General features: G+C 65.9%; 22 protein-coding genes and 1 pseudogene. 14 read left to right on the forward strand and 9 right to left on the reverse strand.

Annotated elements, in window-relative coordinates; all coding sequences use genetic code 11:
* The first annotated feature begins 101 nt into the window (after positions 1–101).
* The 8 genes from gyrB to XcuCFBP2542_RS09325 all read left to right on the forward strand — a co-directional run bounded on the left by gyrB (position 102) and on the right by XcuCFBP2542_RS09325 (position 8,492).
* Positions 102–2,546 (forward strand): DNA topoisomerase (ATP-hydrolyzing) subunit B, encoded by a 2,445-nt coding sequence (gyrB, locus tag XcuCFBP2542_RS09290; RefSeq protein ID WP_104603304.1) that lies wholly within the window; start codon positions 102–104, stop codon positions 2,544–2,546.
* A 67-nt stretch (positions 2,547–2,613) separates the two neighbouring features.
* Complete coding sequence (locus XcuCFBP2542_RS09295; RefSeq protein ID WP_104603305.1) at positions 2,614–3,450, forward strand: CPBP family intramembrane glutamic endopeptidase; 837 nt, start codon at positions 2,614–2,616, stop codon at positions 3,448–3,450.
* Positions 3,451–3,655: 205 nt separating this feature from the next.
* Positions 3,656–4,462, forward strand: coding sequence for a M48 family metallopeptidase (locus XcuCFBP2542_RS09300; RefSeq protein WP_104603306.1), 807 nt, complete (start codon positions 3,656–3,658; stop codon positions 4,460–4,462).
* Between the two features lie 282 nt (positions 4,463–4,744).
* On the forward strand, positions 4,745–5,941 hold the full coding sequence (locus tag XcuCFBP2542_RS09305) for a tetratricopeptide repeat protein (RefSeq protein WP_104603307.1): 1,197 nt from the start codon (positions 4,745–4,747) through the stop codon (positions 5,939–5,941).
* A gap of 152 nt (positions 5,942–6,093) precedes the next feature.
* Positions 6,094–6,759, forward strand: coding sequence for an energy transducer TonB (locus XcuCFBP2542_RS09310; RefSeq protein WP_104603308.1), 666 nt, complete (start codon positions 6,094–6,096; stop codon positions 6,757–6,759).
* Between the two features lie 85 nt (positions 6,760–6,844).
* The gene (gene exbB, locus XcuCFBP2542_RS09315) at positions 6,845–7,606 is read left to right on the forward strand and encodes a TonB-system energizer ExbB (RefSeq protein WP_104603309.1); all 762 of its coding nucleotides are present in this window, start codon (positions 6,845–6,847) and stop codon (positions 7,604–7,606) included.
* A gap of 46 nt (positions 7,607–7,652) precedes the next feature.
* Entirely contained in the window at positions 7,653–8,075 is a 423-nt protein-coding gene (locus XcuCFBP2542_RS09320) for an ExbD/TolR family protein (RefSeq protein ID WP_010364790.1), read from the forward strand.
* A gap of 3 nt (positions 8,076–8,078) precedes the next feature.
* Entirely contained in the window at positions 8,079–8,492 is a 414-nt protein-coding gene (locus tag XcuCFBP2542_RS09325; protein WP_104603310.1) for an ExbD/TolR family protein, read from the forward strand.
* 157 nt (positions 8,493–8,649) lie between these two features.
* On the opposite strand, the gene XcuCFBP2542_RS09330 is transcribed toward XcuCFBP2542_RS09325, so the two are convergent.
* From XcuCFBP2542_RS09330 to cls, 3 genes are all read right to left on the reverse strand, one after another.
* Positions 8,650–9,417: a pyridoxine 5'-phosphate synthase gene (locus XcuCFBP2542_RS09330; RefSeq protein WP_104603311.1), complete on the reverse strand. Its 768-nt coding sequence runs from the start codon at positions 9,415–9,417 to the stop codon at positions 8,650–8,652.
* 8 nt (positions 9,418–9,425) lie between these two features.
* A complete protein-coding gene (locus tag XcuCFBP2542_RS09335) occupies positions 9,426–9,695 on the reverse strand; it encodes a hypothetical protein (RefSeq protein ID WP_104603312.1) in 270 nt (89 codons plus the stop codon).
* A gap of 212 nt (positions 9,696–9,907) precedes the next feature.
* Positions 9,908–11,368: a cardiolipin synthase gene (gene cls / locus XcuCFBP2542_RS09340; RefSeq protein ID WP_104603313.1), complete on the reverse strand. Its 1,461-nt coding sequence runs from the start codon at positions 11,366–11,368 to the stop codon at positions 9,908–9,910.
* 135 nt (positions 11,369–11,503) lie between these two features.
* Here cls and XcuCFBP2542_RS09345 point away from each other — a divergent pair, with 135 nt between their 5' ends.
* Positions 11,504–12,598: a PA0069 family radical SAM protein gene (locus XcuCFBP2542_RS09345; protein WP_104603358.1), complete on the forward strand. Its 1,095-nt coding sequence runs from the start codon at positions 11,504–11,506 to the stop codon at positions 12,596–12,598.
* Between the two features lie 247 nt (positions 12,599–12,845).
* Here XcuCFBP2542_RS09345 and XcuCFBP2542_RS09350 read toward each other — a convergent pair whose 3' ends face one another.
* Both XcuCFBP2542_RS09350 and XcuCFBP2542_RS09355 read right to left on the reverse strand, forming a co-directional pair.
* Entirely contained in the window at positions 12,846–13,547 is a 702-nt protein-coding gene (locus tag XcuCFBP2542_RS09350) for a 2OG-Fe(II) oxygenase (RefSeq protein WP_104603359.1), read from the reverse strand.
* 221 nt (positions 13,548–13,768) lie between these two features.
* A complete protein-coding gene (locus XcuCFBP2542_RS09355; protein ID WP_104603314.1) occupies positions 13,769–15,109 on the reverse strand; it encodes an outer membrane protein transport protein in 1,341 nt (446 codons plus the stop codon).
* 216 nt (positions 15,110–15,325) lie between these two features.
* Between XcuCFBP2542_RS09355 and XcuCFBP2542_RS09360 the strand changes: the two genes are divergently transcribed.
* The 3 genes and pseudogenes from XcuCFBP2542_RS09360 to XcuCFBP2542_RS09370 all read left to right on the forward strand — a co-directional run.
* Positions 15,326–16,018 carry a rhomboid family intramembrane serine protease gene (locus tag XcuCFBP2542_RS09360; RefSeq protein WP_104603315.1) on the forward strand — a complete coding sequence of 231 codons (693 nt, stop codon included), beginning with the start codon at positions 15,326–15,328 and terminating at the stop codon, positions 16,016–16,018.
* A gap of 71 nt (positions 16,019–16,089) precedes the next feature.
* Positions 16,090–16,410 carry a DUF1820 family protein gene (locus XcuCFBP2542_RS09365; protein ID WP_104603316.1) on the forward strand — a complete coding sequence of 107 codons (321 nt, stop codon included), beginning with the start codon at positions 16,090–16,092 and terminating at the stop codon, positions 16,408–16,410.
* A gap of 130 nt (positions 16,411–16,540) precedes the next feature.
* Positions 16,541–16,747, forward strand: a pseudogene (locus XcuCFBP2542_RS09370) (D-2-hydroxyacid dehydrogenase family protein); the annotation flags it as partial.
* 20 nt (positions 16,748–16,767) lie between these two features.
* On the opposite strand, the gene XcuCFBP2542_RS09375 reads toward XcuCFBP2542_RS09370, so the two are convergent.
* Both XcuCFBP2542_RS09375 and XcuCFBP2542_RS09380 read right to left on the reverse strand, forming a co-directional pair.
* The gene (locus XcuCFBP2542_RS09375; RefSeq protein WP_170066974.1) at positions 16,768–18,252 is read right to left on the reverse strand and encodes a S41 family peptidase; all 1,485 of its coding nucleotides are present in this window, start codon (positions 18,250–18,252) and stop codon (positions 16,768–16,770) included.
* Positions 18,253–18,551: 299 nt separating this feature from the next.
* A complete protein-coding gene (locus tag XcuCFBP2542_RS09380) occupies positions 18,552–19,850 on the reverse strand; it encodes a murein hydrolase activator EnvC family protein (RefSeq protein WP_211292990.1) in 1,299 nt (432 codons plus the stop codon).
* A gap of 97 nt (positions 19,851–19,947) precedes the next feature.
* Here XcuCFBP2542_RS09380 and XcuCFBP2542_RS09385 point away from each other — a divergent pair, with 97 nt between their 5' ends.
* On the forward strand, positions 19,948–20,604 hold the full coding sequence (locus tag XcuCFBP2542_RS09385) for a DUF4097 family beta strand repeat-containing protein (RefSeq protein WP_104603318.1): 657 nt from the start codon (positions 19,948–19,950) through the stop codon (positions 20,602–20,604).
* A 55-nt stretch (positions 20,605–20,659) separates the two neighbouring features.
* On the forward strand, positions 20,660–22,471 hold the full coding sequence (locus XcuCFBP2542_RS09390; protein WP_104603319.1) for a M28 family metallopeptidase: 1,812 nt from the start codon (positions 20,660–20,662) through the stop codon (positions 22,469–22,471).
* Between the two features lie 118 nt (positions 22,472–22,589).
* Here the strand turns inward: XcuCFBP2542_RS09390 and XcuCFBP2542_RS09395 are convergent, their stop codons facing one another.
* Both XcuCFBP2542_RS09395 and XcuCFBP2542_RS09400 read right to left on the reverse strand, forming a co-directional pair.
* Complete coding sequence (locus XcuCFBP2542_RS09395) at positions 22,590–23,669, reverse strand: glycoside hydrolase family 5 protein (RefSeq protein WP_104603320.1); 1,080 nt, start codon at positions 23,667–23,669, stop codon at positions 22,590–22,592.
* A gap of 350 nt (positions 23,670–24,019) precedes the next feature.
* Positions 24,020–25,015 (reverse strand): glycoside hydrolase family 5 protein, encoded by a 996-nt coding sequence (locus XcuCFBP2542_RS09400; protein ID WP_249027634.1) that lies wholly within the window; start codon positions 25,013–25,015, stop codon positions 24,020–24,022.

Genomic DNA, 25,015 nt, shown 5'->3' on the forward strand with positions numbered 1-25,015 from the left:
AGGCGGGCCGACTGGTATAATTTCCGTGCTATCCCCCTTTTCCCACGGTGCGAAGCGGCTCCCGCCGTCTGCGCCCGTGTTGTGGAGCCAACGGCACGCGCATGACCGACGAACAGAACACCCCGACGACCCCCAACGGCACCTACGACTCCAGCAAGATCACCGTGCTGCGAGGTCTGGAAGCCGTCCGCAAGCGGCCCGGCATGTACATCGGCGATGTCCATGACGGCACCGGCCTGCACCACATGGTCTTCGAGGTCGTCGACAACTCGGTCGACGAAGCCCTGGCCGGCCACGCCGACGACATCGTGGTGAAGATCCTGGTCGATGGCTCGGTGTCGGTGTCCGACAACGGCCGCGGCGTGCCGGTGGATATCCACAAGGAGGAAGGCGTGTCCGCGGCCGAGGTCATCCTCACCGTGCTGCATGCCGGCGGCAAGTTCGACGACAACAGCTACAAAGTCTCCGGCGGCCTGCATGGCGTGGGCGTGTCGGTGGTCAATGCATTGTCCGAGCACCTGTGGCTGGATATCTGGCGCGATGGCTTCCACTACCAGCAGGAATACGCACTGGGCGAGCCGCAGTACCCGCTCAAGCAGCTGGAAGCCTCGACCAAGCGTGGCACCACGCTGCGCTTCAAGCCGGCGGTGGCCATCTTCAGCGACGTCGAATTTCATTACGACATCCTGGCGCGCCGCCTGCGCGAACTGTCCTTCCTCAATTCCGGCGTCAAGATTGCGCTGATCGACGAGCGTGGCGAAGGCCGGCGCGACGATTTCCACTACGAAGGCGGCATTCGCAGCTTCGTGGAGCATCTGGCCCAACTCAAGTCGCCCCTGCACCCGAATGTGATCTCGGTGACCGGCGAGCACAACGGCATCGTGGTGGACGTGGCCCTGCAATGGACCGACGCCTACCAGGAAACCATGTACTGCTTCACCAACAACATCCCGCAGAAGGACGGCGGCACCCACCTGGCCGGCTTCCGCGGTGCGTTGACCCGTGTACTGAGCAACTACATCGAGCAGAACGGCATTGCCAAGCAGGCCAAGGTCTCGTTGACCGGCGACGACATGCGCGAAGGCATGATCGCGGTGCTGTCGGTGAAGGTGCCCGACCCCAGCTTCTCGTCGCAGACCAAGGAGAAGCTGGTCAGCTCGGACGTGCGCCCGGCGGTGGAAAATGCCTTTGGCGCGCGGCTGCAGGAGTTCCTGCAGGAGAACCCGAACGAAGCCAAGGCCATCACCGGCAAGATCGTCGATGCTGCGCGTGCACGCGAAGCCGCCCGCAAGGCGCGCGACCTGACCCGCCGCAAGGGCGCGCTGGACATCGCCGGCCTGCCCGGCAAGCTGGCCGACTGCCAGGAAAAGGACCCGGCGCTGTCGGAACTGTTCATCGTCGAGGGTGACTCGGCCGGTGGCTCGGCCAAGCAGGGCCGCAATCGCAAGAACCAGGCGGTGCTGCCGCTGCGCGGCAAGATCCTCAACGTCGAGCGCGCCCGTTTCGACCGCATGCTGGCCTCCGACCAGGTCGGCACGCTCATCACCGCGCTGGGCACCGGCATCGGCCGCGACGAATACAACCCGGACAAGCTGCGCTACCACCGCATCATCCTGATGACCGACGCCGACGTGGACGGCTCGCACATCCGCACCCTGCTGCTGACCTTCTTCTACCGGCAGATGCCGGAGCTGATCGAGCGTGGCTATATCTACATCGGCCTGCCGCCGCTGTACAAGCTCAAGCAGGGCAAGAGCGAGCTGTACCTGAAGGACGATGCTGCGCTCAATGCCTATCTGGCCAGCAGCGCCGTCGAAGGCGCGGCGCTGATTCCGGCGGCCGATGAGCCGCCCATCACCGGCGAGGCGCTGGAAAAACTGTTGCTGCTGTTCGCTGGCGCCAACGATGCGATCGCCCGCAACGCGCACCGTTACGACCCGGCGCTGCTCACCGCGCTGATCGACCTGCCGCCGCTGGACGTGGCCCAGCTGCAGGCCGAAGGCGACGTCCATCCCGCCCTGGAGGCGCTGCAGGCCGTGCTCAACCGCGGCACCCTAGGCACGGCGCGCTACCAGCTGCGCTTCGATCCGGCCACCGAGCACACTGCGGCAACGCTGGTGGCGATCCGTCGCCATATGGGCGAGGAATTCACCCAGGTGGTGCCGATGGGTGCTTTCGAAAGCGGCGAGCTGCGTCCACTGCGCGAAGTGGCGCTGGCACTCAACGGCCTGGTCCGCGAGGGCGCGCAGATCGTGCGTGGCAACAAGTCCCACCCCATCACCAGCTTCGGCCAGGCGCATGCGTGGCTGCTGGACGAAGCCAAGAAAGGCCGCCAGGTGCAGCGCTTCAAGGGCCTGGGCGAAATGAATGCCGAGCAGCTGTGGGAAACCACGGTCAACCCCGACACGCGCCGGCTGTTGCAGGTGCGCATCGAGGATGCAGTGGCCGCCGACCAGATCTTCAGCACCCTGATGGGCGATGTGGTGGAACCACGCCGCGACTTCATCGAGGACAACGCGCTGAAGGTCTCCAACCTGGATATCTGAGCCGCCGTTGTCGTACGCGCGCAGCGCGACAGTGCTGCGTCGGCGATGCGGTGTTCGCAGGACGACGATGCGCACAGATCTCCCCCCTCCCCCGGCGCCATCCGGTGCCGCCGGCAAGCCGCCGCTGCTGCCCGCGTTGCTCGGGTTCGGCATCGATGCGCTGATCGCCATCGGCCTGTTGCTGGGCCTGAGCGTGGCCGGTTTCGCGCTATGGGGCGCGCTGCGCGGCCTGGAACATGTGCAGGCCGCCAAGGCGCAGGGCCTGACGCCCTCGCCCGCCGAGGTCATGGCCGCGATCGGCCAGCCCGGGGTGATGGTGCAATTGCTCACCGCACTGGTCAGCACGGCCACCCCGGCGGTACTGCTGTATTACTGGCGCCGCCGCGCAAGCGCGAGCGAGCGGGCGTCCTCGCGCGCTGCGACGTGCCGCGCCGCCACCTGGGGCTGGACAGCATTGATCGCCGCCGCGGTCTTCCTGCTCAGCAACCTGGTCAGCGTGGCGGCCTCGGCCCTGGGCATCAAGCCGGTGCCGACCAACCTGCCGCTGATGGAAGAAGCCATCCAGCAATGGCCACTGGCGCTGACAGTGTTTGCGGTACTGATCGCGCCCGCGTACGAAGAACTGCTGTTCCGACGGGTGCTGTTCGGCCGCCTGCTGGCCGCCGGCCGTCCCTGGCTGGGCATTGTGCTCAGCGGTGTGTTGTTCGCGCTGGTGCATGAGGTGCCCGGCATCAGTGGCAATGGCCCTGCCGCCATCGTCCAGCTGTGGCTGGTCTACGGCAGCATGGGCGCGGCATTTGCGTGGTTGTACTGGCGCACCGGCACCTTGTGGGCGCCCATCGCGGCCCACGGCATCAACAATGCCACTGCCCTGGCGGCGTTGTACTTCTTCGGCTTCGGCTGAGCCTGACCATCGCACCGGCACGCCTCCGGCCCACGGTGTGCAGCCGGTGACCGGCATGCAGGCATCGATCGCGCGCGCCGGATTCGGTGCGGCATCTGTCCGCACCGGACGACCGCTGACCATGTTTTGACGGGCATTCCAGCTCGCTTGACGAAAAGTTAAGACGAGCCTGCCAAAATGGCCCTCAGCGTGACAGGGGGATCCAATGAAAGCCAAGTTGTTGATCGTTGTTGCCGTCCTCGCATTGACGGCATGTGCCACTGCGACCTCGCCGACCGGCCGTCGCCAGGTGGTGGGAGGCGTGTCCCAGGAACAGCTTGACCAGCTGGGTGCGCAGTCGTTCGCGCAGACCAAGGCCAAGGAGAAGGTCAGCACCGATGGCAGGCAGAACGCCTACGTGCAATGCGTGGTCGGTGCGCTGGTGGCGCAACTGCCGCCGCAATGGCGCCAGACCAACTGGGAAACCGCGCTGTTCGTCGATGACGAGGCCAACGCGTTCGCCCTGCCCGGCGGCAAGGTCGGCGTCAACACCGGCATCTTCACCGTGGCCAAGACCCAGGACCAACTGGCGGCGGTGCTCGGGCACGAGATCGGCCATGTGATCTCGCGGCATCACGAAGAACGCATCACCCGCCAGCTCGGTGCGCAGACCGGGCTGGGCATCATTGGAGCCCTGGCTGGTGCGGCGTACGGCGACGGGGCGGCCAGTGCCGTCAACCAGGTCGGGGGTATGACCGCTCAGACAGTATTCCTCTTACCCGGCTCGCGTACCCAGGAAAGCGAGGCTGACATCGTCGGGCAGCGGCTGATGGCGCAGGCCGGGTTCGATCCAGCCCAGGCGGTCACGCTGTGGCAGAACATGATGGCCGCCAGTGGCAATCGTCAGCCGCAGTGGCTGTCCACCCATCCCGATCCGACCAACCGCATCCGCGAGCTGCAGGCCGACGTCGGCCAGTTACAGCCTGTCTATCAGCAGGCACGCCAGGCAGGGCGTCAACCGAAGTGCGGTTAGACACCGTGCCGGGCGGCGCGGTGTTCGAAGACGCGGGGCCGCGCCGATCCGCAGACGCGGCAGCCGGAGGGCTCAGGACCTCGTCCGCGTCGCATCTACTCGCTGCCTGCTGGCGACCGTTAGCCTTGCTCAACAACTGTCACATTGCACAATTGCCGCAGCACAGCATGGGAACCGTTTTCGGGAACTGAGACTTTCTGCTAAGTTTGCCGGCTCAGATTTTTCGTACAGCGTCCATTCCGCTTTTCGTACCGCCACACGGCGGCTCGTCCGAGGTGAATCATGAAACTGCTCAACCGCAAGCAAGCCCTGTTGTCCTTGTTCATCGCCGCGTCGCTGGGTGGGGCTGTCGTCGCCGATGCAGTTGCGCAGTCGGACCGCTCGTCCGAGCGCGCCAGCCGCAAGTCCAAGAGCAGCGGCAAGGCCGAGGAGCTGTACCCGCAGTCGACCCGCCAGGCGCCGACCATCAAGCCCTCGTCCAAGCTGAGCAGCAAGCTGCAGAAGCTGATCGAAACCTTCAACAAGGGCGAAGACTACGCTGCCGTGCGCAGTCAGGCCGACGAGATCCTGGCCAACAGCGCCGCCAACGAAGCCGACAAGGCGCTGGCCGCCCAGCTCGCCGCGCAGGCCGCCTACAACCTGGACGACACCGCTGCCGCCAAGACCTATCTGCAGCAGGCCATCGGCCTGAATGCGCTGGATAACAACGGCCAGTTCCAGTCGATGTTGATGCTGGCCCAGCTGCAGATGCAGGACGACCAGCAGGCCGAGGGCCTGGCCACGCTGGACAAGTATCTGGAGCAGAGCAAGTCGCAGCGTCCGGAAGACCTGATTCTCAAGGGCCAGGCGCTGTACCAGGCCGAGCGCTACAAGGAAGCGATCCCGGTGTTGAAGCAGGCCATCGCCGCCTCGCCCGAGCCCAAGGACACCTGGAACCAGCTGCTGATGGCGTCCTACGCCGAAGCCGGCCAGACCGGTGAAGCGGTCGCCGCTGCCGAAGCATTGGCCGCCAAGAGCCCGAACGACAAGAAGGCCCAGCTCAACCTGGCCAGCATGTACATGCAGGCCGACCAGATGGACAAGGCCGCAGGCGTGATGGACAAGCTGCGCACGGCGGGCCAGTTGACCGAAGAAAAGGAGTACAAGCAGCTGTACTCGATCTACGCCAACACCGACAACAAGGAAAAGGACGTCATCGCCGTCATTAACGAAGGTATGCAAAAAGGCATTCTCAAGCCTGATTATCAGACATACCTTGCGCTGGCGCAGTCGTACTACTACAGCGAGGACGTGCCCAAGGCGATCGAGAACTGGCAGAAGGCTGCACCACTGTCCAAGGACGGCGAGACTTACCTGAATCTGGCCAAGGTGCTGCATTCGGAAGGCCGCATCCCGGAGGCCAAGCAGGCCGCGCAGCAGGCGATCGCCAAAGGTGTCAAAAAGCCGGAAGACGCCAAGAAGATCATCAACCTGAAGTAAAAAGAAAAATAAACCCCCGAAATCCCTGTGTTTTGAGTGGTTACAGGACTCGGGATTGGTATAAGCTTGGGAGTTACTGCGGTGTCACAGCCGTCCGAAAACCTGGGGATCATCACAGTGATCCGGGCCCCCACTGAAAGAGCCATTGGCGCATGACGGAACAACTCGTTATCCACAGGCATGACTATGATGCCGGGAACCAGGGTCTGAGCTGGGCCCGCATTATCGGTATTGCTTTTGTAATTGCCCTGCACCTCACTGCACTGATGATGTTGCTGATCCCTGCAGTGGCGCCGAAGGCTCCGGCAGAGAAGGAGCGCACCACCATGGTCACCCTGGTGGATGCACCGCCTCCTCCCCCGCCGCCGCCGCCGCCGCCGGAAGACAAGCCGCCACCGCCGGTCAAGAATCTGTCGCCGCCGAAGCCGTCACCGGTTCCGCCGCCGCCGGAAGCACCGGTTGTCGATGTTCCCGAACCGCGTCCGAGCGATATCGTCACGCCGCCGAGCCCTCCGTCTCCGCCGCAGCCGCCGAGTGACATCGGCGCCAGTGTCGATATCTCGTCCAAGAACATGAACCCACCCAAGTACCCGCCGGCAGCATTCCGTGCCGGTGTCCAGGGCGAGGTGATCCTGATCGTGGATGTGGATGCCAGCGGCAACGTGACCAACGTGTCGGTCGAAAAGTCCAGCCGCAACCGCGACCTTGACCGTGCCGCGATGGACGCAGCACGCAAGTGGAAGTTCAACGCCTCCACTGTCAACGGGCAGAAAGCCGCCGGACGTGTCCGCGTCCCGGTGAACTTTGCTCTGAACTGATCCCACGGGCCGGCTGTGGTCGGCCCAGGATCCTGTCTTCCTTTCGCTCCACCCTTCATCACCACACACAACAAAGGTAAGCGTCATGCTGCAGGAATTCTTTATCGCCGCCGCTGCAGGGGGCTCCAATCCGTCGGCCGCTCTGTCGCAGATGGGCTTCGAGCACTTGATCACCGAAATGACCTCCAGCCCCGGCGACTTCGCCGTGTCCTGGGTCGTGTTGGTCACCCTGATCGCCATGTCCGCTGCCTCCTGGTACTGGACCGTCATCAACATCTTCCGCGCCACCCGCCTGAAGAGCGCGGCTGACCGCGTCACCACCGCCTTCTGGGAAGCCCCGAACGCGCAGGACGCCATCCGCGCCATGGAAGAACAGCCGGCTTCCGAGCCGTTCTCCAAGATCGCACTGGACGCTGCGCAGGCGGCTGCCCACCACCAGCGTGCCGAAGGCAACACCGGCGGCCTGGGCGAGAGCCTGAGCCGTTCGGAATTCGTCGACCGCGCCCTGCGTCAGGCCGTGACCCGCGAAAGCACCAAGCTGCAGTCGGGCATGACCCTGCTGGCCACCGTCGGTGCGACCGCGCCGTTCGTCGGTCTGCTTGGTACGGTGTGGGGCATCTACGGCGCCCTGATCAAGATCGGTGCGACCGGTTCGGCCTCGATCGATGCCGTTGCCGGCCCGGTGGGTGAAGCGCTGATCATGACCGCGATCGGTCTGTTCGTCGCCATCCCGGCCGTGTTCGCCTTCAACTTCTTCTCGAAGGTCAACAGCTCGGTGATCGCCAAGTTCGACACCTTTGCCCACGACCTGCACGACTTCTTCGCCACCGGTTCGCGCGTTCGCTAATCCGGTCGTCAAGAACGCCTTCGCAACGATTTAGACGGAGCCCGTTATGGCCTTCAGTAGTGGAAACAGCGGCGGCCCGATGGCCGACATCAACGTGACGCCCCTGGTGGACGTCATGCTGGTGCTGCTGATCATCTTCATCATTACGGCACCGCTGATGTCCCACAAGGTCAAGGTGGAGCTGCCACAGGCCAACTTGATCCAGAAGGAAGATGCGGAGAAACGCGCCGCGCCGATCACCCTGGCCGTCAAGGAAGACGGGTCGCTGTACTGGAACGATGAGCCGATCTCCAAGGAAGCCCTGGAGTCGCGCCTGTCCACCGCAGCGCAGCAGACCCCGCAACCGCCGCTCAACCTGCGCGGCGACCGCACCACCAAGATGCGTACGATCAACGAGATCACCAAGATCGCGCAGGGTCAGGGCATGCTGGACGTCGGTTTCGTTGCAACCAAAGTCAAGGGGCAATAAGCCATGGCATTTAGTACTGGTGGCGGCCGTGGGCCGATGGCCGACATCAACGTCACGCCCCTGGTGGACGTGATGTTGGTGCTGCTGATTATCTTCATCGTGACCGCGCCGATCATGACCTACCCGATCGCCGTGGATCTGCCGCAGCGGGTGCTCAACCCGCCACCGCAGACGACCGAACCGCCGCCGCCGATCGAGCTGCGCATCGACGCCAGCAACCAGGTGTTCTGGAACAACAGCCCGACGCCGGTGGATCAGCTGCAGCAGAAGATGGAAGAAGTGGTCCAGTCCGATCCGACCAACCAGCCGGAACTGCGCATCGATGCAAACCAGGATGCGGAGTACGAGGTGATGGCCAAGGTGCTGGCCGCTGCGAAGAACTCGCAGATGAAGAAAATCGGCTTCATGCAGCAGTAAACGTAGTTGCAAGACCGCAACACAACAGTCATGACGCGACTGCAACGCCACCGGAAACGGTGGCGTTTTTTTATGCATCGTGCACGGTAATTTCTGCTGCCTTGTTGCGAAAGTGTGCCTGCTTGCGTGCACCACCCACGAGATGGGTCTGAAGACCCTAGGCCTGCGCGCTCGGCCCGCACACAAGCTGCACATACGCGCGCACCGTGGCATCCAGCCCGTGGTACAGCGCTTCGCCGATCAAGGCGTGGCCGATCGACACTTCCAGCACGCCCGGCACGCTGGCGAGAAAGGCGCCCAGATTGGCCTGCGACAGATCGTGCCCGGCATTGATTCCCAGCCCGTGTGCAGCGGCGCGACGCGCCGCGTCCGCGAACGCGGCCAACGCTTCGGCCGGATGCCCGTCGGCATGCGCCTGCGCATAGGGACCGGTGTACAACTCGATGCGGTCCGCTCCCAGCACTGCCGCCTGGCCGAGCTGCGGATTGCCGGCATCCACGAACAGGCTCACGCGGCTGCCCAGGGCCTTGAATGCGCCGATCAACCCGCCCAGCTCGGCGGTGTCCTGCGCAAAGTCAAAGCCGTGGTCGGAGGTGAGCTGGCCGTCGCCGTCGGGAACCAAGGTGACCTGCTGCGGACGCGTGGCACGGCACAACTCCAGCAAGCCCGGGTAGCCGGGACGTGGCGGCGCGAACGGATTGCCTTCGATATTGAACTCGACTCCACGCTCGCTGGTCAGCGCACTCAGCGCCAGCACGTCGTCGGCGCGGATATGCCGCTGGTCTGGACGCGGGTGCACGGTGATGCCGTGCGCGCCGGCGGCCAGACAGGCGCGCGCAACCTCCACGACATCCGGATCACGGCCGCCACGCGAATTACGTAGCACGGCGATCTTGTTGACGTTGACGCTGAGCTGGGTGGTCACTGGCGCACTCAGGCCTGCGGCTCGCCGTCGCGCGCCGCGGCCGGCGCCGCCGCTTTGCGGGCCTGCGCCACTTCACGCAGGCGCCGCAGCTCGGCCGGGTCGATCATGCTGCTGGTATCGCGTTGCGTCTCGCCCATGCGCGAGGCGAACCAGCCGCGCGTCCAGAGCAGCAACAGCACCAGCGCCGCCAGCAGCGCCGCGATCAGCAACCACATGTGCGGCGTGCTAAACGCCAGCACCAAAGCTCCCAGTGCCATAAGCAGAAACAGCCAGTGCATGACGCGCTCCCCGTTGAGTGGCAGCAGTGTAGCGCTGCGCTGCAGAGGGTTCCACGTGGGGCGCGATCGATGGGCTGGAGCGGCAAGCCGCGTCTGACCAGCAATCGCCGAAGGGGGGCGGACGCCGCCTGCTGCTGCAACGACGTTCGCTGCCAACGTCCAACCGCGGCTGCCCCCGCCCGCTGGCTGCACGGCAATCTTGCAGGCCACGCTTACAGCAGTGGCGACAGCAGCCGTGCGAAGGCCTCGGGCAGGCGCGAACGCCACAACGGACGCCGGCGCACGAAGCGGACTTCCTGCGCGTGTTGCAGCTCGGTGTCGATCATGCCGGCCAGTTCGGCGGCCACCGCCTGGTCGCGCAACAGCATCGACAGTTCGAAATTGAGGCGGAAGCTACGGCTATCGAAATTGGCGCTGCCGATGATGCAGACCTCGTCGTCGGCCAGCAATGCCTTGGTGTGCAGCATGCGCGGGCCGTATTCGTAGATGCGCACGCCGGCCTCTAGCAACTCATCGAAGTACGACCGCGCCGCGTACGTCACCAGGCGCGAGTCGCTCACGCGTGGTACCAGCAGGCGCACGTCCAGCCCGCCCAATGCGGCCGAGGTCAGCGCCATCCGCGCCGCCTCGCCGGGCACGAAGTACGGGGTGACCAGCCAGACCCGGTGCCTGGCCTCATGGATGGCCGCGACCATCAGCCGGTGGATCGCCTCCCACGACGAATCCGGTCCGGACACCAGCACCTGTGCATCGATGCTGCCCTGCGCGCGGGTGGGCACGTCCTCGGGCCATAGTTGCTGGCCCTGGAAGACGGCGCGCCCCTGCCCGGTGGCGTACAGCCAGTCCTCCAGAAACACCAGCTGCAGGCTGCGCACGACATGCCCCTGTACGCGCACATGCAGGTCGCGGTAAGCATCGGTGCGCACCTGTTCGTTCTCCTCGTCGGTGACATTGATGCCACCGGTGAAGCCGATCCGCCCATCGACCACCACCACCTTGCGGTGGGTGCGCAGGTTGAGCCAGGGCCGCTTGAACGGCTTGAGGAACTGCGAGGGATGGAACCAGGCGGTTTCCACGCCGGCCTCGCGCAGCGTGCGCAGGACGCGCCGGGTCATCGCCGAGGAGCCGATCGCATCCATCAGCAGCCGCACCTTGACCCCGGCACGGGCACGTTCCATCAGCGCATCGCAGATCGCAGTGCCGCTGTGGTCGGGCTGGAAGATGTAGTACTCCAGATGGATGTGGTCGCGTGCGCCGGCAATGGCGTCGATGATGGCGGCGTAGGTGGTCGCCCCATCGACCAGCCAGTGCACCTCGGTGGCGGTGCTGGGCGCCAGGCCGGTGGTGGACTGGGCAACCTTGGCCAGCTCGGTGCAATCGGCATCGGGCGGGCACACGCTGCTGTAGCTCTCCATCCCCGAGCGCGAGCGGCCGCGGCGCAGGCGCTGCCGTTTCACCTTCTGCGGCCCGAGCCAGTAATAGATCAGCAGGCCCAGGTACGGCAATGCCGCCAGCGACAACACCCAGCTCAACGTGGCCACCGGCTCGCGCTTTTGCAGCACGATCCAGCTGGCGATCCACAGCAGGTACAGCACGTAGGCGGCGATGAGAAGCGCTTCGAGGTGGGGAAGGCTGACCAACCAGTCCCACGCGCCCTGTGCGAATGCGAGCATGCGTGGATTCTACGGGCCACGCGCGCCATTGCGATGACCGCGAGGTCATGCCCAGCCGCTCGGCGCCGGATGCATGTGTCTGCGCGTCCGTTCGTGGTCGCGGCGCATGAGACTGGCGCGCCGTACCATGCCTGCATGGCAAGCGCGATCAAAGGCCGGGGAGCGACCGGCCATCTGCCCGCACGGTTCGAGGCCACCACCTGGCAGGCGGTGGACGATGGCTGGTGCGCGGACGCCGATGAGGCGTTCACCGCACCGGCGTTGCGCACCCAGGTCACCGACGAAACGGCGCGCCGCATCATCAGCCGCAACCACTCGCCGGATATCGGTTTTTCGCAGTCGGTCAATCCGTATCGCGGCTGCGAGCATGGTTGCAGCTACTGCTTCGCGCGACCATCGCACGCGTATCTCAATCTTTCGCCAGGCCTGGATTTCGAAACCAGGCTATTCGCCAAGACCAACGCGCCGGAGCTGCTGCGCCGAGAATTGTCGCGGCCGAATTACGTGCCCAGCCCGATCGCACTGGGCATCAACACCGATGCTTATCAGCCGATCGAACGTAAGCGCGCCTTGACGCGCCAGTTGATCGAGGTGCTATGGGAAACGCGCCACCCGTTCACGCTGATTACCAAGAATGCGCTGGTGACGCGCGACCTGGACCTGCTGGTCCCGTTGGCGCGCGAGAACCTGGTCAACGTGCATTTTTCAATCACCACGCTCGACCCGCATCTGTCGGCCAGGCTCGAACCGCGCGCTTCAGCCCCGCACGCCCGCCTGCGTGCGATGCGGGCACTGCATGAGGCCGGCGTGCCAGTCGGAGTGATGGCTGCGCCAGTGATCCCGTGGATCAACGACCACGAGCTGGAAGCGATCCTGCAGGCCGCCGCCGATGCCGGCGCGCACAGCGCCGGTTATGTACTGCTGCGCTTGCCGCATGAAGTTGCGCCGCTGTTCCGCGACTGGTTGCAGACCCATCACCCGCAGCGCGCTGCGCATGTGATGAGCACCATCCAGCAGCTGAGTGGCGGCAAGGATTACGACAGCACCTTCGGCACGCGCCTGCGTGGGCAAGGCGTGTATGCCGATCTGCTGGCGCGTCGCTTCACCCTCGCCCACCGCCGCGCCGGTTTCGATGCACATAACATGGCGACATTGGAGACCGGCAAGTTCAAGCGCCCCGCCCCGCCAGCCAAAGCAGTACCTGAGTCGCCCCAGGGGCAGTTGTTCTAGCGGCGGAGATTGGGGAATCGCAACGGCAATGACGCATCGACCGACCATTGCCGATTGCCCGCCATGCAACGTCGGCGATATCTGGCCGATCCGGCTGGTCGCCAAGGTACTCTCGTCATTCGCGCCAACGCGCGGATCAACCCGCGGCGGCTGTTCGGGCAGCACAAATCAGTCGCCGCAATGAAAGCTAGCAGGCTACAGCAGCAACGCCGCGCCGTTGCCGTTGCGATTCCCCACTCCCGATTCCCTATTCCCCGCCATAAAGCGCTTGCGCAGACCGGAACAGGATCCAGCTGGTGGCGATGAACTTGTCGCCGCCGACCGGGCGGTTGCCGCGGTGGGTGTGGGTGAAGGCGGTGGGGGCGATCAGCAGGCTGCCGGTGCGCGGGCGGGCCTTGCGCTGCTGGAACAGGAATTCGGTTTCGCCCTGCTCGAACGCGTCGTTGAGGTACAGCGTCCACAGCAGATGCCGATGCAGGGTGTCGGCGCTGGCATCGCGCGGATACAGCTCGCAATGCCAGTACGGGTAGCCGCCCTGATCGGCGGTGTACCACTGCAGATTGATCGCGCCCGGGCGCAGGCAGGTGCGTGCCAGATCGCCCAGTGCCTGGTCGCTCATCGGCACGATGTCCTCGGCCAGCAGCCGGTGCGGCGTGCCGTCGGCGGTCGTGACCTGCAGCATCAACGGCGAGATCAGCGCCTGCGGGTACTGCCGCAGATAGGCCAGCACGCCGTCGAACACGGCCTGCTGGATGCGGCCTTCCACCGCCGCCCATTCGGCGATGCCGCTGATGCGCAGGTCGCGGCTGTGCTTGAGTTCGGGAAACACGCCGCCGCCGACCCGGCCTGGATGCAGCTGCTGGCTGTCGCGCATGCGCTGCACGATGGCGGCGCAATCGGCAAGCGAAAGGGCGTTGTCGGTGATCTGGATGAAGTCGGGTTGGCTCATGCGCACGACCATAGCAATCCGTCGTGCAGGCTGCACGGCCCTGCCGCACAGCGTGCAGCTGGCACAGGTGGGCATGCCGATGCAGCGCCGGCGTCGGCTGCTCCGTGCGGCTGCGCCAGCACGCGATTCCCCTGGCCGGCCCGTGCGCGCGAACGGTGGACCAGGACCAAAGAAAAACCCCGCCGTAGCGGGGTTCGTCGTCGTGCGGCCTGCAGTAACGATCAGAACTTGTACTGGACCGATGCAGCCAGGATGTCGCCCCTCACGTCGTAGCTGCCCGCCAGGCGGTCGCCGGTGGCGCTGCGGGTATCGGTGGTCGGGTCGCTGACGAACAGGTGGGTGTAGCCGAAGTTGTACTCGGCCTGCTGCGAGGGACGCCAGCTCAGACCCAGCGAGACCCACTTGCGGCTCGCATCCGGCACGCGCACGTCGCGATGCTCGGCACTGGTCGGGGTCTGGTCATAGGCCAGGCCGCCGCGCAGGGTCAGCGTGTCGCTCATGCGGTAATCGGTACCGATCGAGGCGAAGGTGGTGTCGTGGTAGGAAAAATCCAACACGCTGTCGGGCTGGTTGGAGGCGAAGTCCACCGTCACCCGGTCGAACTTGCTCCAGGCGGTGCGGGTGACGTCGGCCATGATCGACCACTGCTCGTTCACGTTGTGGGTGAAGCTGGCAGTGGCACTGACCGGCATGGTGACGGTGGCGCGGCCCTTGGTGTCGACGAAGGTGCCGGGGGCGGCGAACGCCAGCACGGCAGCTGCATTGCTCGGCGTGGTGAAGTCGGCCTCGCCGTCGGTGATCTTGTGCTCCACTTCCGAGCGGTAGCTGAAGCCGATGTGGGTGTTTTCGTCGATGCTGAACAAGCCGCCCAGGGTAAAGCCGACTTCGGTGCTGTTGCCCTTGATGCGCGAATAGCCGTCGGCGCTGCCCGGTGCGAAGCCCGGCACGCGGCGCGCGGCCAGGATGCTGCCGAAGTCCACGGCATTGGCCAGGTCGATGTCCAGGCGCTCGGCAAACACCGAGGCTCCGAAGGACACGTACGGGTTCACGTCGTAGGAGAACGCCACGTTGAAGTCGACCGCCTGCAGCTCGGTCTTGGTGCCGTGGTAGCGGCCCACCCAGTCGCGGTCGTATTCGGTCTTGAAGCCGAACGGCGCGGTGATCGAGGTGCCCAGGTGCATGTTGTTGTTCTCGCCGAACGGCACATGGAAATACATGGCCGGAACCGGCGCGATCATGCCGGCATCGCCGCCATTGCCACCGGAGACCGGGGCGCCATTGGCGTAGGTGGCGGTGTCGGGCTTGAACTTGGCTGAGAAGCTGATGGCGCTGACGTCGGCCTGGAACAGGCGGCCGTCGAGCTGGCGCATGCCGGCCGGGTTGTTGGCGATGATCGAGGCATCGTCCGGGGCGCTGCCCGAACCCGCAAACGCGCGGCCGAGGCCCTTGGCGCTGTTTTCCTTCAGCTGGAAAGCGGCACCGTGTGCCTGGCCAACGGCCAGGACGCCGGCGATGCCGACGGCGAGCAGGGTGGCGCGGCTGAGAGTGGAAGCAGTAGACATGAGTTGTTGCTCTCCGGATAAGGACTGCAATGGTCGATTCAGCGCCCGCGCCCAGCACCAATCCAGTGCCCGGGGCGCGCCGGAGACCCCCCCCGACATACGACGCCGTACGCAGTATACCCACGACAATTAACCGAACAATAACGATCGTCCCTTTCTGCACGCCGACGGGTTAGGGTTGGGTTCAGGCCCGCGGGCGGCTATTGTGCCCCTCCGATGTTCGTCTCCCTCCCCTCCCGCAAGAAACCCACCCCACGCTGGGCCGTGCCGTTGCTGTTCGCTGCGGTGTGGTTGGCCTATCTGTGGTCGATCAGCCAGCCAGGCGAGGCGCGCAAGACGCTGTGGCTGGATTGGGGCGCCTTGTCCAGTGGCGTGTCCAACCTGGGCGCCTGGTTGGCCACCCTGCGCGACGGCAGCGTGTTGCGCTTGTTCACCGCGTTGTTCCTGCATGCCGATTGGTCGCACCTGCTGGGCAACCTGGTGTTCCTGCTGATCTTCGGGCTGCCGGCCGAGCGCATCCTGGGCCCGTGGCGGTTGCTGCTGCTGTTCCTGCTGGGCGGCGCAGCTTCCAACCTGGCGGCGATCTTCGCCATCGGCACGCCGGACCGGGTCATCATCGGCGCGTCCGGTGCGGTGTCGGCCTTGATCGGCACGTATCTGGCGCTGTTTCCCGGCGCCAAACTGGGCGTGGTGCTGCCCTTGGGGTTGTTCCTGGAATTCATCCGCGTGCCGGCGCCGCTGCTGATCGGTGCCTGGGCCTTGCTGCAGGTGGTGTTCGCCTACATCGGCCCGGCGTTCGGTATGGTGGCCTGGTCGGCGCATATCGCCGGCTTCGTGTTCGGCGTCGTCTACGGGCTGTCTGTGCGCGCGGCCATCGCCCGGCGCCTGCGCAAGCGCCACGGCTTCTAGCGTGCGCGGTGGTGCGCGGCTGGCCGATGTGCGCACGCTGTCAGGCGTGCCCGCGCGCCTATAATCGGTGCATGGTCAAGCCTCTCTACAAAGTCACCTTCCTCAACCATGGCAGGGTGTACGAGCTCTACGCACGCGAAGTGACCGGCAGCCATCTGTGGGGCTTCAACCAGATCGGCGAGCTGGTGTTCGATGTGCACGACGGGCTGGTGGTGGATCCCACCGAAGAACGCTTGCGCGAGGAATTCGGCAACACCCGGACCTTGCACCTGCCGATGCAGAGCATCGTGCGCATCGAAGAAGTGGAAAAGAAGGGCCAGTCGGTGATCCGCGATGCGGCCACCGGCGACAAGGTGGTCACGCCCTTCCCGCTGCCGGGCAAGCCGCGCTGATGCGCATCGTGGTGCCCGACGATTATCAGGGCGCTGTAAGCAGCCTGCCCTGTCTGCAGCACCTGCAAGGCCACGATGTGCAGGTGCTGGGTGCCCTGCCCACCGAGCCCAGCGCATGCGTCGAGCGCTTGTCAATGTGTTCGAACACGAGCCGGTGTTCGATCCACACGATGCATTGCTGCAGCATCCGCGCGTGCTGGCCACGCCGCATCTGGGATACGTGGAACGCGACAGCTACGCGCTGTATCTGGATGCGGCATTTGACAATGTACTGGCATTCGCTTCTGGAACGCCGCGCAATCTGGTCAATCCCGAGGCATTGACCAGATTGCGCTAGCCCGTTGTGATCGATCGCCCCTACTTGGTCGGCGGGCTGGGTTCGGGCGTCTGTGCCGGTGCGGACTCGGCTGGCGCGGCCGGCTTGGCCTTGTCGGTGGCCGGCGGACGCGCCGCCGCCGGCTTGGATTCTGCCGCCGGCTTGGCGGCTGCCCTGGCCTTCTGCGCTGCCTGCGCCTTGGCCTTGCGTGCCGCCTCGGCCTTGGCCGCCGAGCCGGGCTGCTTGAGTTCGGCCAGGGCGGCGGTGATGGGACCGTCGCCGGGCAGCACGTCGCCGGCGGTATAGCCCTCTTCGCCTTCGGCGTCGCCGCGCAGATGGCCGGGCAAGGTGGCTTCGCTGTAGTCGCTCAGGCTGGCCGGCAGCTCGGACTCGCCCGGTTGCGGGTCGGGCGTAAGCAAGACCTCTGGCACGATGCCGCTGGCCTGGATCGACTTGCCGCTGGGCGTGTAGTACCGCGCGGTGGTGAGCTTGACCGAGTCGCCGTTGTCCAGCGGTAGTACGGTCTGCACCGAGCCCTTGCCGAAGGTGCGGCTGCCGATGATGCGCGCGCGCTGGTTGTCGCGCAGCGCGCCGGCCAACACCTCGGACGCACTGGCCGAGCCGGCGTCCACCAGCACCACCACCGGCGCGCCGCCAAGCAGATCGCCCGGGGTGGCATCGAACTTGGCATCGCTGATGGAGATGCGCCCGCGGGTGCTGACGATGTTGCCCTTGTCGAGCAGGTCGTCGGCCACCTGCACCGCCGCGGTCAGCAAGCCGCCGGGGTTGCTGCGCAGGTCCAGCACCAGGCCGCGCAGCTTGCCGCCGGCCTGCAGTTGCTTGAGGTTCTTCTGGAAGTCGGCACCGGTATCGGCCTGGAAGGTACTGATACGGATATAGCCATAGCCCGGCTCCAGCAGCTTGCTGCGCACGCTGGCCACGCGGATGGTCTGGCGTTGCAGGGTGACATCGAACGGCTTGGGTGCCCTCTCGCGCAGGATGGTCAAGGTAACCTTGCTGCCGGACTCGCCGCGCAGCGGCTCCATTGCCTTGCTGGCGTCGATCGGCTTGCCGTCGATGGCCACGATTACGTCGCCGGCGCGGATGCCGGCGCGTGCGGCCGGGGTGTCGTCGATCGGCGCGATCACCTTCAGCGTGTTGTCCTGCTGCTGCTGCAGTTCCACGCCGATGCCGTCGTAGGCACCGCTGGCCTGCTCGTCGAAGGCTTCGGCGTCTTCCTTGTCGAAGTAGGTGCTGTGCGGATCCAGGTCCGAGAGCAGGCCGCGCACGGCCGCGTGCATCAGTTTCTTGTCTTCCACCGGGTCCACATAGGCCTGCTTGACCGCGTTGTACACCGCCACGAAACGGCGGATCTCCTCCAGCGGCACCTTGGAGACGGCGGCTTCATCGGCGTCCGGATCGTCTGCAGCGGGCTGCGCGGCAGCGGCGGGACGGTCGGTCTGCGCCCAACCAGGCGACGCGAACAAGGCCAGCGACAGGGCAACAGACAGAACGGCTACGCGCATGAAGCACTCCGGCAAAGAGACAAGACGCCCCGCAGCGCGGAGCTGCCCGATTATGCGCGAAGCGGCGGTAAATCCACGTTGAATTGCAGACGCGTTGCGCGGGCCGTTGCAGGGCCGCCTGCTGGCGAGGCCATCGCAGGTGGCGTGCGTTGCACGGCCGTGTCGGCAGGTCGCAACGCAGGGCAGAGGGCAGGCAGGCTAGCCGCCGGGCAGATCACCGCTCAGGCGGTGTCCACGCAGCGCACTATTGACGCCGTACTACCCATCGCTGCCGCCTAGCGTGCCACCGCGCGCGGCCACTAACGTCGCTGCAGCCAGCTTGAAGGGTCGACCGGCTGGCCGTTGCGGCGCAGCTCGAAATACAGCGCCGGCACGCCCTGCCCGCCCGAGCTGCCGACCTTGGCCACCGCTTCGCCGCGTTTGATCGCCGCGCCGGCGTCGCGCAACAAGGTGTCGTTGTGCGCGTACAGGCTCATGTAGCCGTTGCCGTGATCGACGATCAGGATCATGCCGTAGCCGGTCATCCAGTCGGAGAACACCACCGTGCCATCGGCCACCGCAGTGACGGTGGTGCCCTTGGGCGCGCCGATCAGCACGCCCTTGCTGGTATGGCCATCGGGCAAGCTGGCATTGAAGCGGGCCAGCAGATTGCCGGACACCGGCCAGCTGAGCCCACCGACCTTGGGCGCTGGTGCGTTCGCCACCACCGTGGGTGGCGTCTTGCCGGCACGCTCGGGGCGCTCGGACTTGCCGCGTTTGGCCTGGGCGGCAGCAGCGGCAGCGGCGCGCTTGGCGGCGGCGCGGCGTTCGGCTTCGGCCTTGGCGGCAGCGGCGCGCAGATTGGCGAGCAGCTGTTCCAGCGCCTTGGCGTCCTGGCCCAGGGCCTTCTCGCGTTCGGCGCGTTGTTTGTAGCGGTCGTCCAGTTGCGCGACGGTGGCCGCCTGTTGCGAGCGATCCTTCTGCAATACCGCTGCCTGCGCCTTCTGCTGTGCGCGTGCGGCATCCAGCGCCTGGCGACGGCTGGCGATGTCTTGCTCCACCTTTGCCAGCGCGTCCAGCTGGGTGGTCAGGGCCTGGATCTGCTGTGCACGGGCGTTCTGCACGTAGCGGTGGTCGGCCAGCATGCGCGTGGCATCGCCCACGGTGTCCTGCGACAGCAAGACCTTCAGCGGCGCATTGCGGCCCACCTGGTCGGCGGCGCGCAGCAACGCGGCCAGCTGCGCGCGCTGGCCCTGCAGGCCACGCTGCAGGCGCGCGCGGTCTTGCTGCAGCGTGGACAGGTGCAGCTGCTGGGTCTGCATCGCGGCTTCTGTTTCGCTGAGCGAGCGCGCGGTTTTGGCAACTTTTTCGTCGGCCTGGCGCAGCTGTTGGGCGGCGGTGCCGCGCTTGCCTTCCAGGTCGCGGCGGTCGGCGCCGATGGTCTTGAGTTCATCGCGCAGCTGCTGCAGCTTGCGTTCGGTCTCGCGTTGGCTTTGCGCGATGGCACCGGCGCTGCCCAGCAGCAGGCAGGCCAGCACGGTCGCGGCCAGCCACGCGCGTCCACGGCCGGTGGCACGGGCCAGTGGCGGACGCGACAGCGGTGCAGGCGAACAGGCCAACGAACGGTCCAGTGACTTCAGGCAGGTGCGCGATTGTAGCCACCCATGGTGTGATCGCTGCCACGTCCCAGACTGCCGCCACCGCGCGAGGTTCAGCATGAAGTCCCAAATTCTTCTCCTGGCGTTGTCCCTGACCTGCGCGAGCGCCTGGGCCAGCGAGGACATCAGCAAGGTCAATGGCCGCATCAGCGCCGAAGCCGGCAAGGTGTATGGCGGCCTGGAAACGGTCAACGGCTCCATCGAGGTCGGCGCCGGCGCGCAGACCAAGGACGTGGAAACCGTCAACGGCGGCATCCGGATCGGCAATGGCGCACGCACCGGCGGGGTGGAAACGGTCAATGGCGCGATTGCGCTGAGTGAGAGAGTCATCGTCTTCGGTGGCCTGGAAACGGTCAACGGCAGCGTGCTGGTGGAGCGCGGCAGCCAGATCAGTGGCGGGGTGGAAACGGTCAACGGCAGCATCGGCCTGGTGGAAACCGAACTCGGCAAGGGGATCGAAACGGTCAATGGCGACATTACCGTCGGTGTGGGCTCGCATGTGCGCGGCGGCATCAAGGTGACCAAGCCGAACTTCAGCTTTGCGTTCAAGCCGGCGCGCAAGCCGCGCGTGGTGATCGGCCCCAAGGCCGTGATCGACGGCCCGCTGCAGTTCGAGCGCGAGGTGGATCTGTATGTGCACCGCAGCGCCAGGATCGGCGCGGTCAGCGGTGCCACGGCGCGCCGCTTCGACAGCGATGTGGCGCCCAAGGACTGACGCGCTCACCACACGGACGCTCTAAGATCGGAACTCCGCTGCACGAGGAGTTCCGATGCCCCGCAAGACCCTGTTGTGCCTGGCCGCGACCTTGGCCGTGGCCGGCTGCACGCGCGAGGCGGCCGATGCGCCAGCCACGCCGGCCGCGCAAACACCGGCCCAGACCACGCCCAGCGCACCGGTCAGCCGGCATGTGTTCTCGCCGGAACTGACCGAAGGCGACTTTGCCGAGCTGGTCAAGACGCTGGCCTCGGATGCGTTCGAAGGGCGCGGCCCGGGCACGCCCGGCGAAGAAAAGACCGTGACTTACATTCGCGACCAGATGCAGCGCATCGGCTTGCAGCCGGGTAATGGCGACAGCTGGTTCCAGGAGGTGCCGATGGTGGAAACCACCGCCGATGCCGCCACCGCGCCCAGCCTGCGCAGCGGCGAGCAGACCCGCACCCTCGCCGTCGGCACCGACATCGTGGTGGGCACCCGCACCGGCCAGGCGGAGGTCAAGCTGGACAACAGCGAGCTGGTGTTCGTCGGCTATGGCGTGGATGCGCCCGAGCAGCAGTGGAACGATTACGCCGGCCAGGACTGGAAGGGCAAGACGGTGGTGATGTTCGTCAACGACCCCGGCTTCCACAGCAATGACCCCAAGCTGTTCGACGGCAAGCGCATGACCTACTACGGGCGCTGGACCTACAAGTTCGAGGAAGCCGCGCGCAAGGGGGCGGCCGCAGCATTGATCGTGCACGACACCCCTGGCGCCAGCTATGGCTGGGATGTGGTCAAGCACTCCTGGTCCGGCCCGCAATACGATCTGCCGGCCAAGGACGACCCGGACCCGCGCCTGCCGGTGCAAGGCTGGATCAGCGCCGAGACCGCCCGGCAGCTGTTTGCCGATGCCGGGCTGGACCTGACGCAGGCGTACAAGGATGCCGGCAAGCGCGGCTTCAAGCCGGTGCCGTTGAAGGCCCGCTGGTCGGTGGATCTGAAGAGCAGCATCGCCGAAAAGACCTCGCGCAACGTGGTTGGCGTGCTGCCGGGCACCCGCCATGCCGACGAGGCGGTGTTGTACATGGCGCACTGGGATCACCTGGGCAAGCATCCGGGCGAGAGCGGCGACAACATCTACAACGGCGCCGTGGACAACGCCACCGGCGTGGCCGGCATCCTGGAAATCGCCGATGCGTTCGCGCATCAGGACCCCAAGCCGGAGCGGTCGGTGGTGTTCGTGGCGGTGACCCTGGAAGAATCCGGCCTGCTCGGCTCCAAGTATTACGTCGCCAACCCGAGCTTCCCGCTGGACAAGATCGCTGCGGTGATCAACCTGGATGCCATGTCGGTAGCCGGCCGCGCGCGCGACATGACCGTGGTGGGCATGGGCAGTTCGGAACTGGAGGACATCCTCAAGCCGATCGCCGCGATGCAGGGCCGCCGCCTGCACCCCGAAGCGACGCCGGAAAGCGGCTCGTATTTCCGCTCGGATCACTTCAACTTCGCCAAGGCCGGCGTGCCGGCGCTATATGCCGATGGTGGCGAAGACCTGCGCGAAGGCGGCACCGCCGCCGGGCGTGCGGCGGCCCAGGATTATGGCCGCCATCGCTACCACGCACCTGGCGACGAATACGATGCGGCCACCTGGAAACTGGACGGCACCATCGAAGACCTGCAGGCGATGTATGGCGTGGGCAAGGAGGTGGCGGCAGCGGGGCGCTGGCCGAACTGGTACGCCGGCAATCCGTTCAAGGCTGCGCGCGACCGCATGATGGCCAGCAAGCCGGCGGCGAGCGCCGATGACGCGACGCGGCCGGCCGCTGCCGACCGCGCCTCGCCAGGCAGCAAACCCGTGCACACAGCCCCGCCCAGGCAGCGATGAGCCAAGCGGCGGCCTCGCCGGCAGTCGCCGGCGGGTACGGGCGCCCGTGTCCGCGTGGGCGGGCCAGTAACGTGCTGCCGGTGCATGGCGGCCATCGCGTGCGCCGCAGGACGGGCCGTCAGCGCCTGGACCGTGCGCTACCGCTGGTACGTGTTGCACGACTCGCCTGTGGCGACAGGATCGACATCTGCGGCTTTTCGGTGCCGTCCTTGCTGGGATGCACGTTGTAGGCGTAGGAAATGTTCCACCACGCACCGGCCGCCCACCAGGTCCAGCCCAGCCACACATCGGCGTTGGTTTCCATGAAGGCCAGCATGCCTTGCAGCGCCTGATTGCATACGGCGTTGTCGGCCGTCCCGAACTCGGCCAGGAAACCGCGCTTGTTGTGGATGCGCAGCCACTGGGTGAAATTGCGCAGGCGGTCGGCACCGATGGTGGGGCTGACGCAGACGCTGCTGGTGCCGCTGGAATCGGCGTCCAGGTATTGATGCACTTCGAAGGCATACCGATCCAGCGGGTCATAGATGGACGCCAGCGCCAGCGCGTTGGAATAGCCATCGCTGGTCGCCGAATACCAGCTGTGCGCGCCGGTCCACGACGCGCCGGGCACCAGGATCAGGTTATCGGCGCCGGTGGCGCGGATGGTATCGATGGCCGCCTGCGCGGCACCGGCCCACTGGCTGGACGCAATGTTGTACGGCTCGTTCATCAGCCCGAAGATCACCGCGTTGTCGCCCTTGAACACCATGGCCAGGCGACGCCACAGGTCGGTGAAGGTGGCGACCGGCACGTCCGGCCCGCCGATCAGGGAGCCGTAGTACTTGGCGTAGTTATGGATATCCAGCACCAGGTACATGCCCGACGCCTTGGCGCGCGTCACCGCCTGTTGCACCAGCGCCAGTTGCACCGCGTCCAGCTCGCCCTGCGCGCTGGGCTGCAGGCGTTCCCACAGGATGGGAAGACGGACCGTGTTCATTCCAACGCCAGCGAAATAGCTGTAGTCACTGGCCGAGGCATACATGTAGTCCTTGTTGAGGACACCGGGCTTTTTCGAGGAAGCGAACTCCGCGCCGGACACATTGACCCCGGCATAGGTGAGTGCGCGGGTTTGTGCCTGCACTTGAGGCAATCCCGCGAGCAGGACAAGTAGCAGGACGTAGCGGGCGATACTGCGTAGCGGGACGGAAACGACGGACATGGAAACACTCCTGGCAGCGCGGTGGGGGTGCGTCGCAGCGGTTTGCGTGCAATCTGCGCACGAGATGGCGCATCGATGCACTGCTGTGCATCGGCCGTGCCTAAACGGCGGCGGCGCCGCGTGGCGCAGGATCTGTGCATGCGTGCGCAGTCACTGACGACATGGCGCACGCATGTGGCAACGCGTTAACGCGTTGCCGTGCCACGGCCGTCGCTGGCGCCGGCATCCGGGCGTATGGAAGCGCCCGCCGCCAATGTCATGACGCCAGCGCACCGACGCCGCAGTGGTCGCCGCCCTCGCCCGTGGGCACCACACGACAGCACTGCATCGCGTACCGCGCCCGGGATGTCCTACCGCGCGCGCCGCGCCGCGTGCACGCGCAGCACCGACATCTGCGGCTTGTCGCGTCCCTGGGCATCGGGATGCACGTTGAACGGATAATCCGCCTTCCACCACGCGCCAGCGGCCCACCACGTCCAGCCCAGCCAGAGATCGCCATTGCGCTCCAGATCATCCAGCATGTTGTTCAGTGCGCGATTGCAGGTCGCGTTGTGGCCGGTACCAAATTCGCCGAGAAAGCCGCGCTTGCGATGCAGGCGCAACCACTGGGTGAAGCTGCGCAGGCGTTCGACTCCGACGGTGGCGCTGACGCATCCGGCGGTGGTGCCGCTGGAATCGGCATCCAGATACTGATGCACTTCGATGGCATAGCGGTTCAGCGGATCGTGGATGGAGGCCATCGCCACCGCGTTGGATTCACCGGCGTCCGTGGAATACCAGCTGTGCGCGCCGCTCCACAGCGCACCCGGTACCAGGATCAGATTGCTGGCGCCGGTCTGGCGAATGGTGTCGATGGACGCCTGCGCAGCAACGGCCCAGGCGCGTGGATCGATACCGTAGGGCTCGTTCATCAGGCCGAAGATCACGCGGTTGTCGTGCTTGAACGCAATGGCCAGCCGCCGCCATAGATCGGTGAAGGTGGCGATCGGTACCTGCGGGCTCCCGATCGTCTGTCCGTAATACCGGGCGTAGTTGTGCACGTCCAGGATCAGGTACAGCTTCGCCGCCCGTGCGTTGGCGAGCGCTTGCTGGATCGCGGCAAGTTGCGCCGGATCGAGCGCGCCGCCAGCGGTGGGCTGCAGCCGCTCCCACAGGATGGGCAAGCGGATGACGTTCATCTGCTTGCCGGCGAAATAGCCGTATTCCTCGGCACTTGGATAACGGTAATCGACACCAGGCACGCCGGGTTTTTGCGAGGATTTGATCTCTGCGCCGGACAGATTGACGCCGACCAACTTCAGCCGGTTGCCGTCCTGTGCGTGGGCCAATGGCATGAGGACGAGCAG

The organism is Xanthomonas cucurbitae, assembly GCF_002939885.1.
Taxonomy (GTDB): domain Bacteria; phylum Pseudomonadota; class Gammaproteobacteria; order Xanthomonadales; family Xanthomonadaceae; genus Xanthomonas; species Xanthomonas cucurbitae.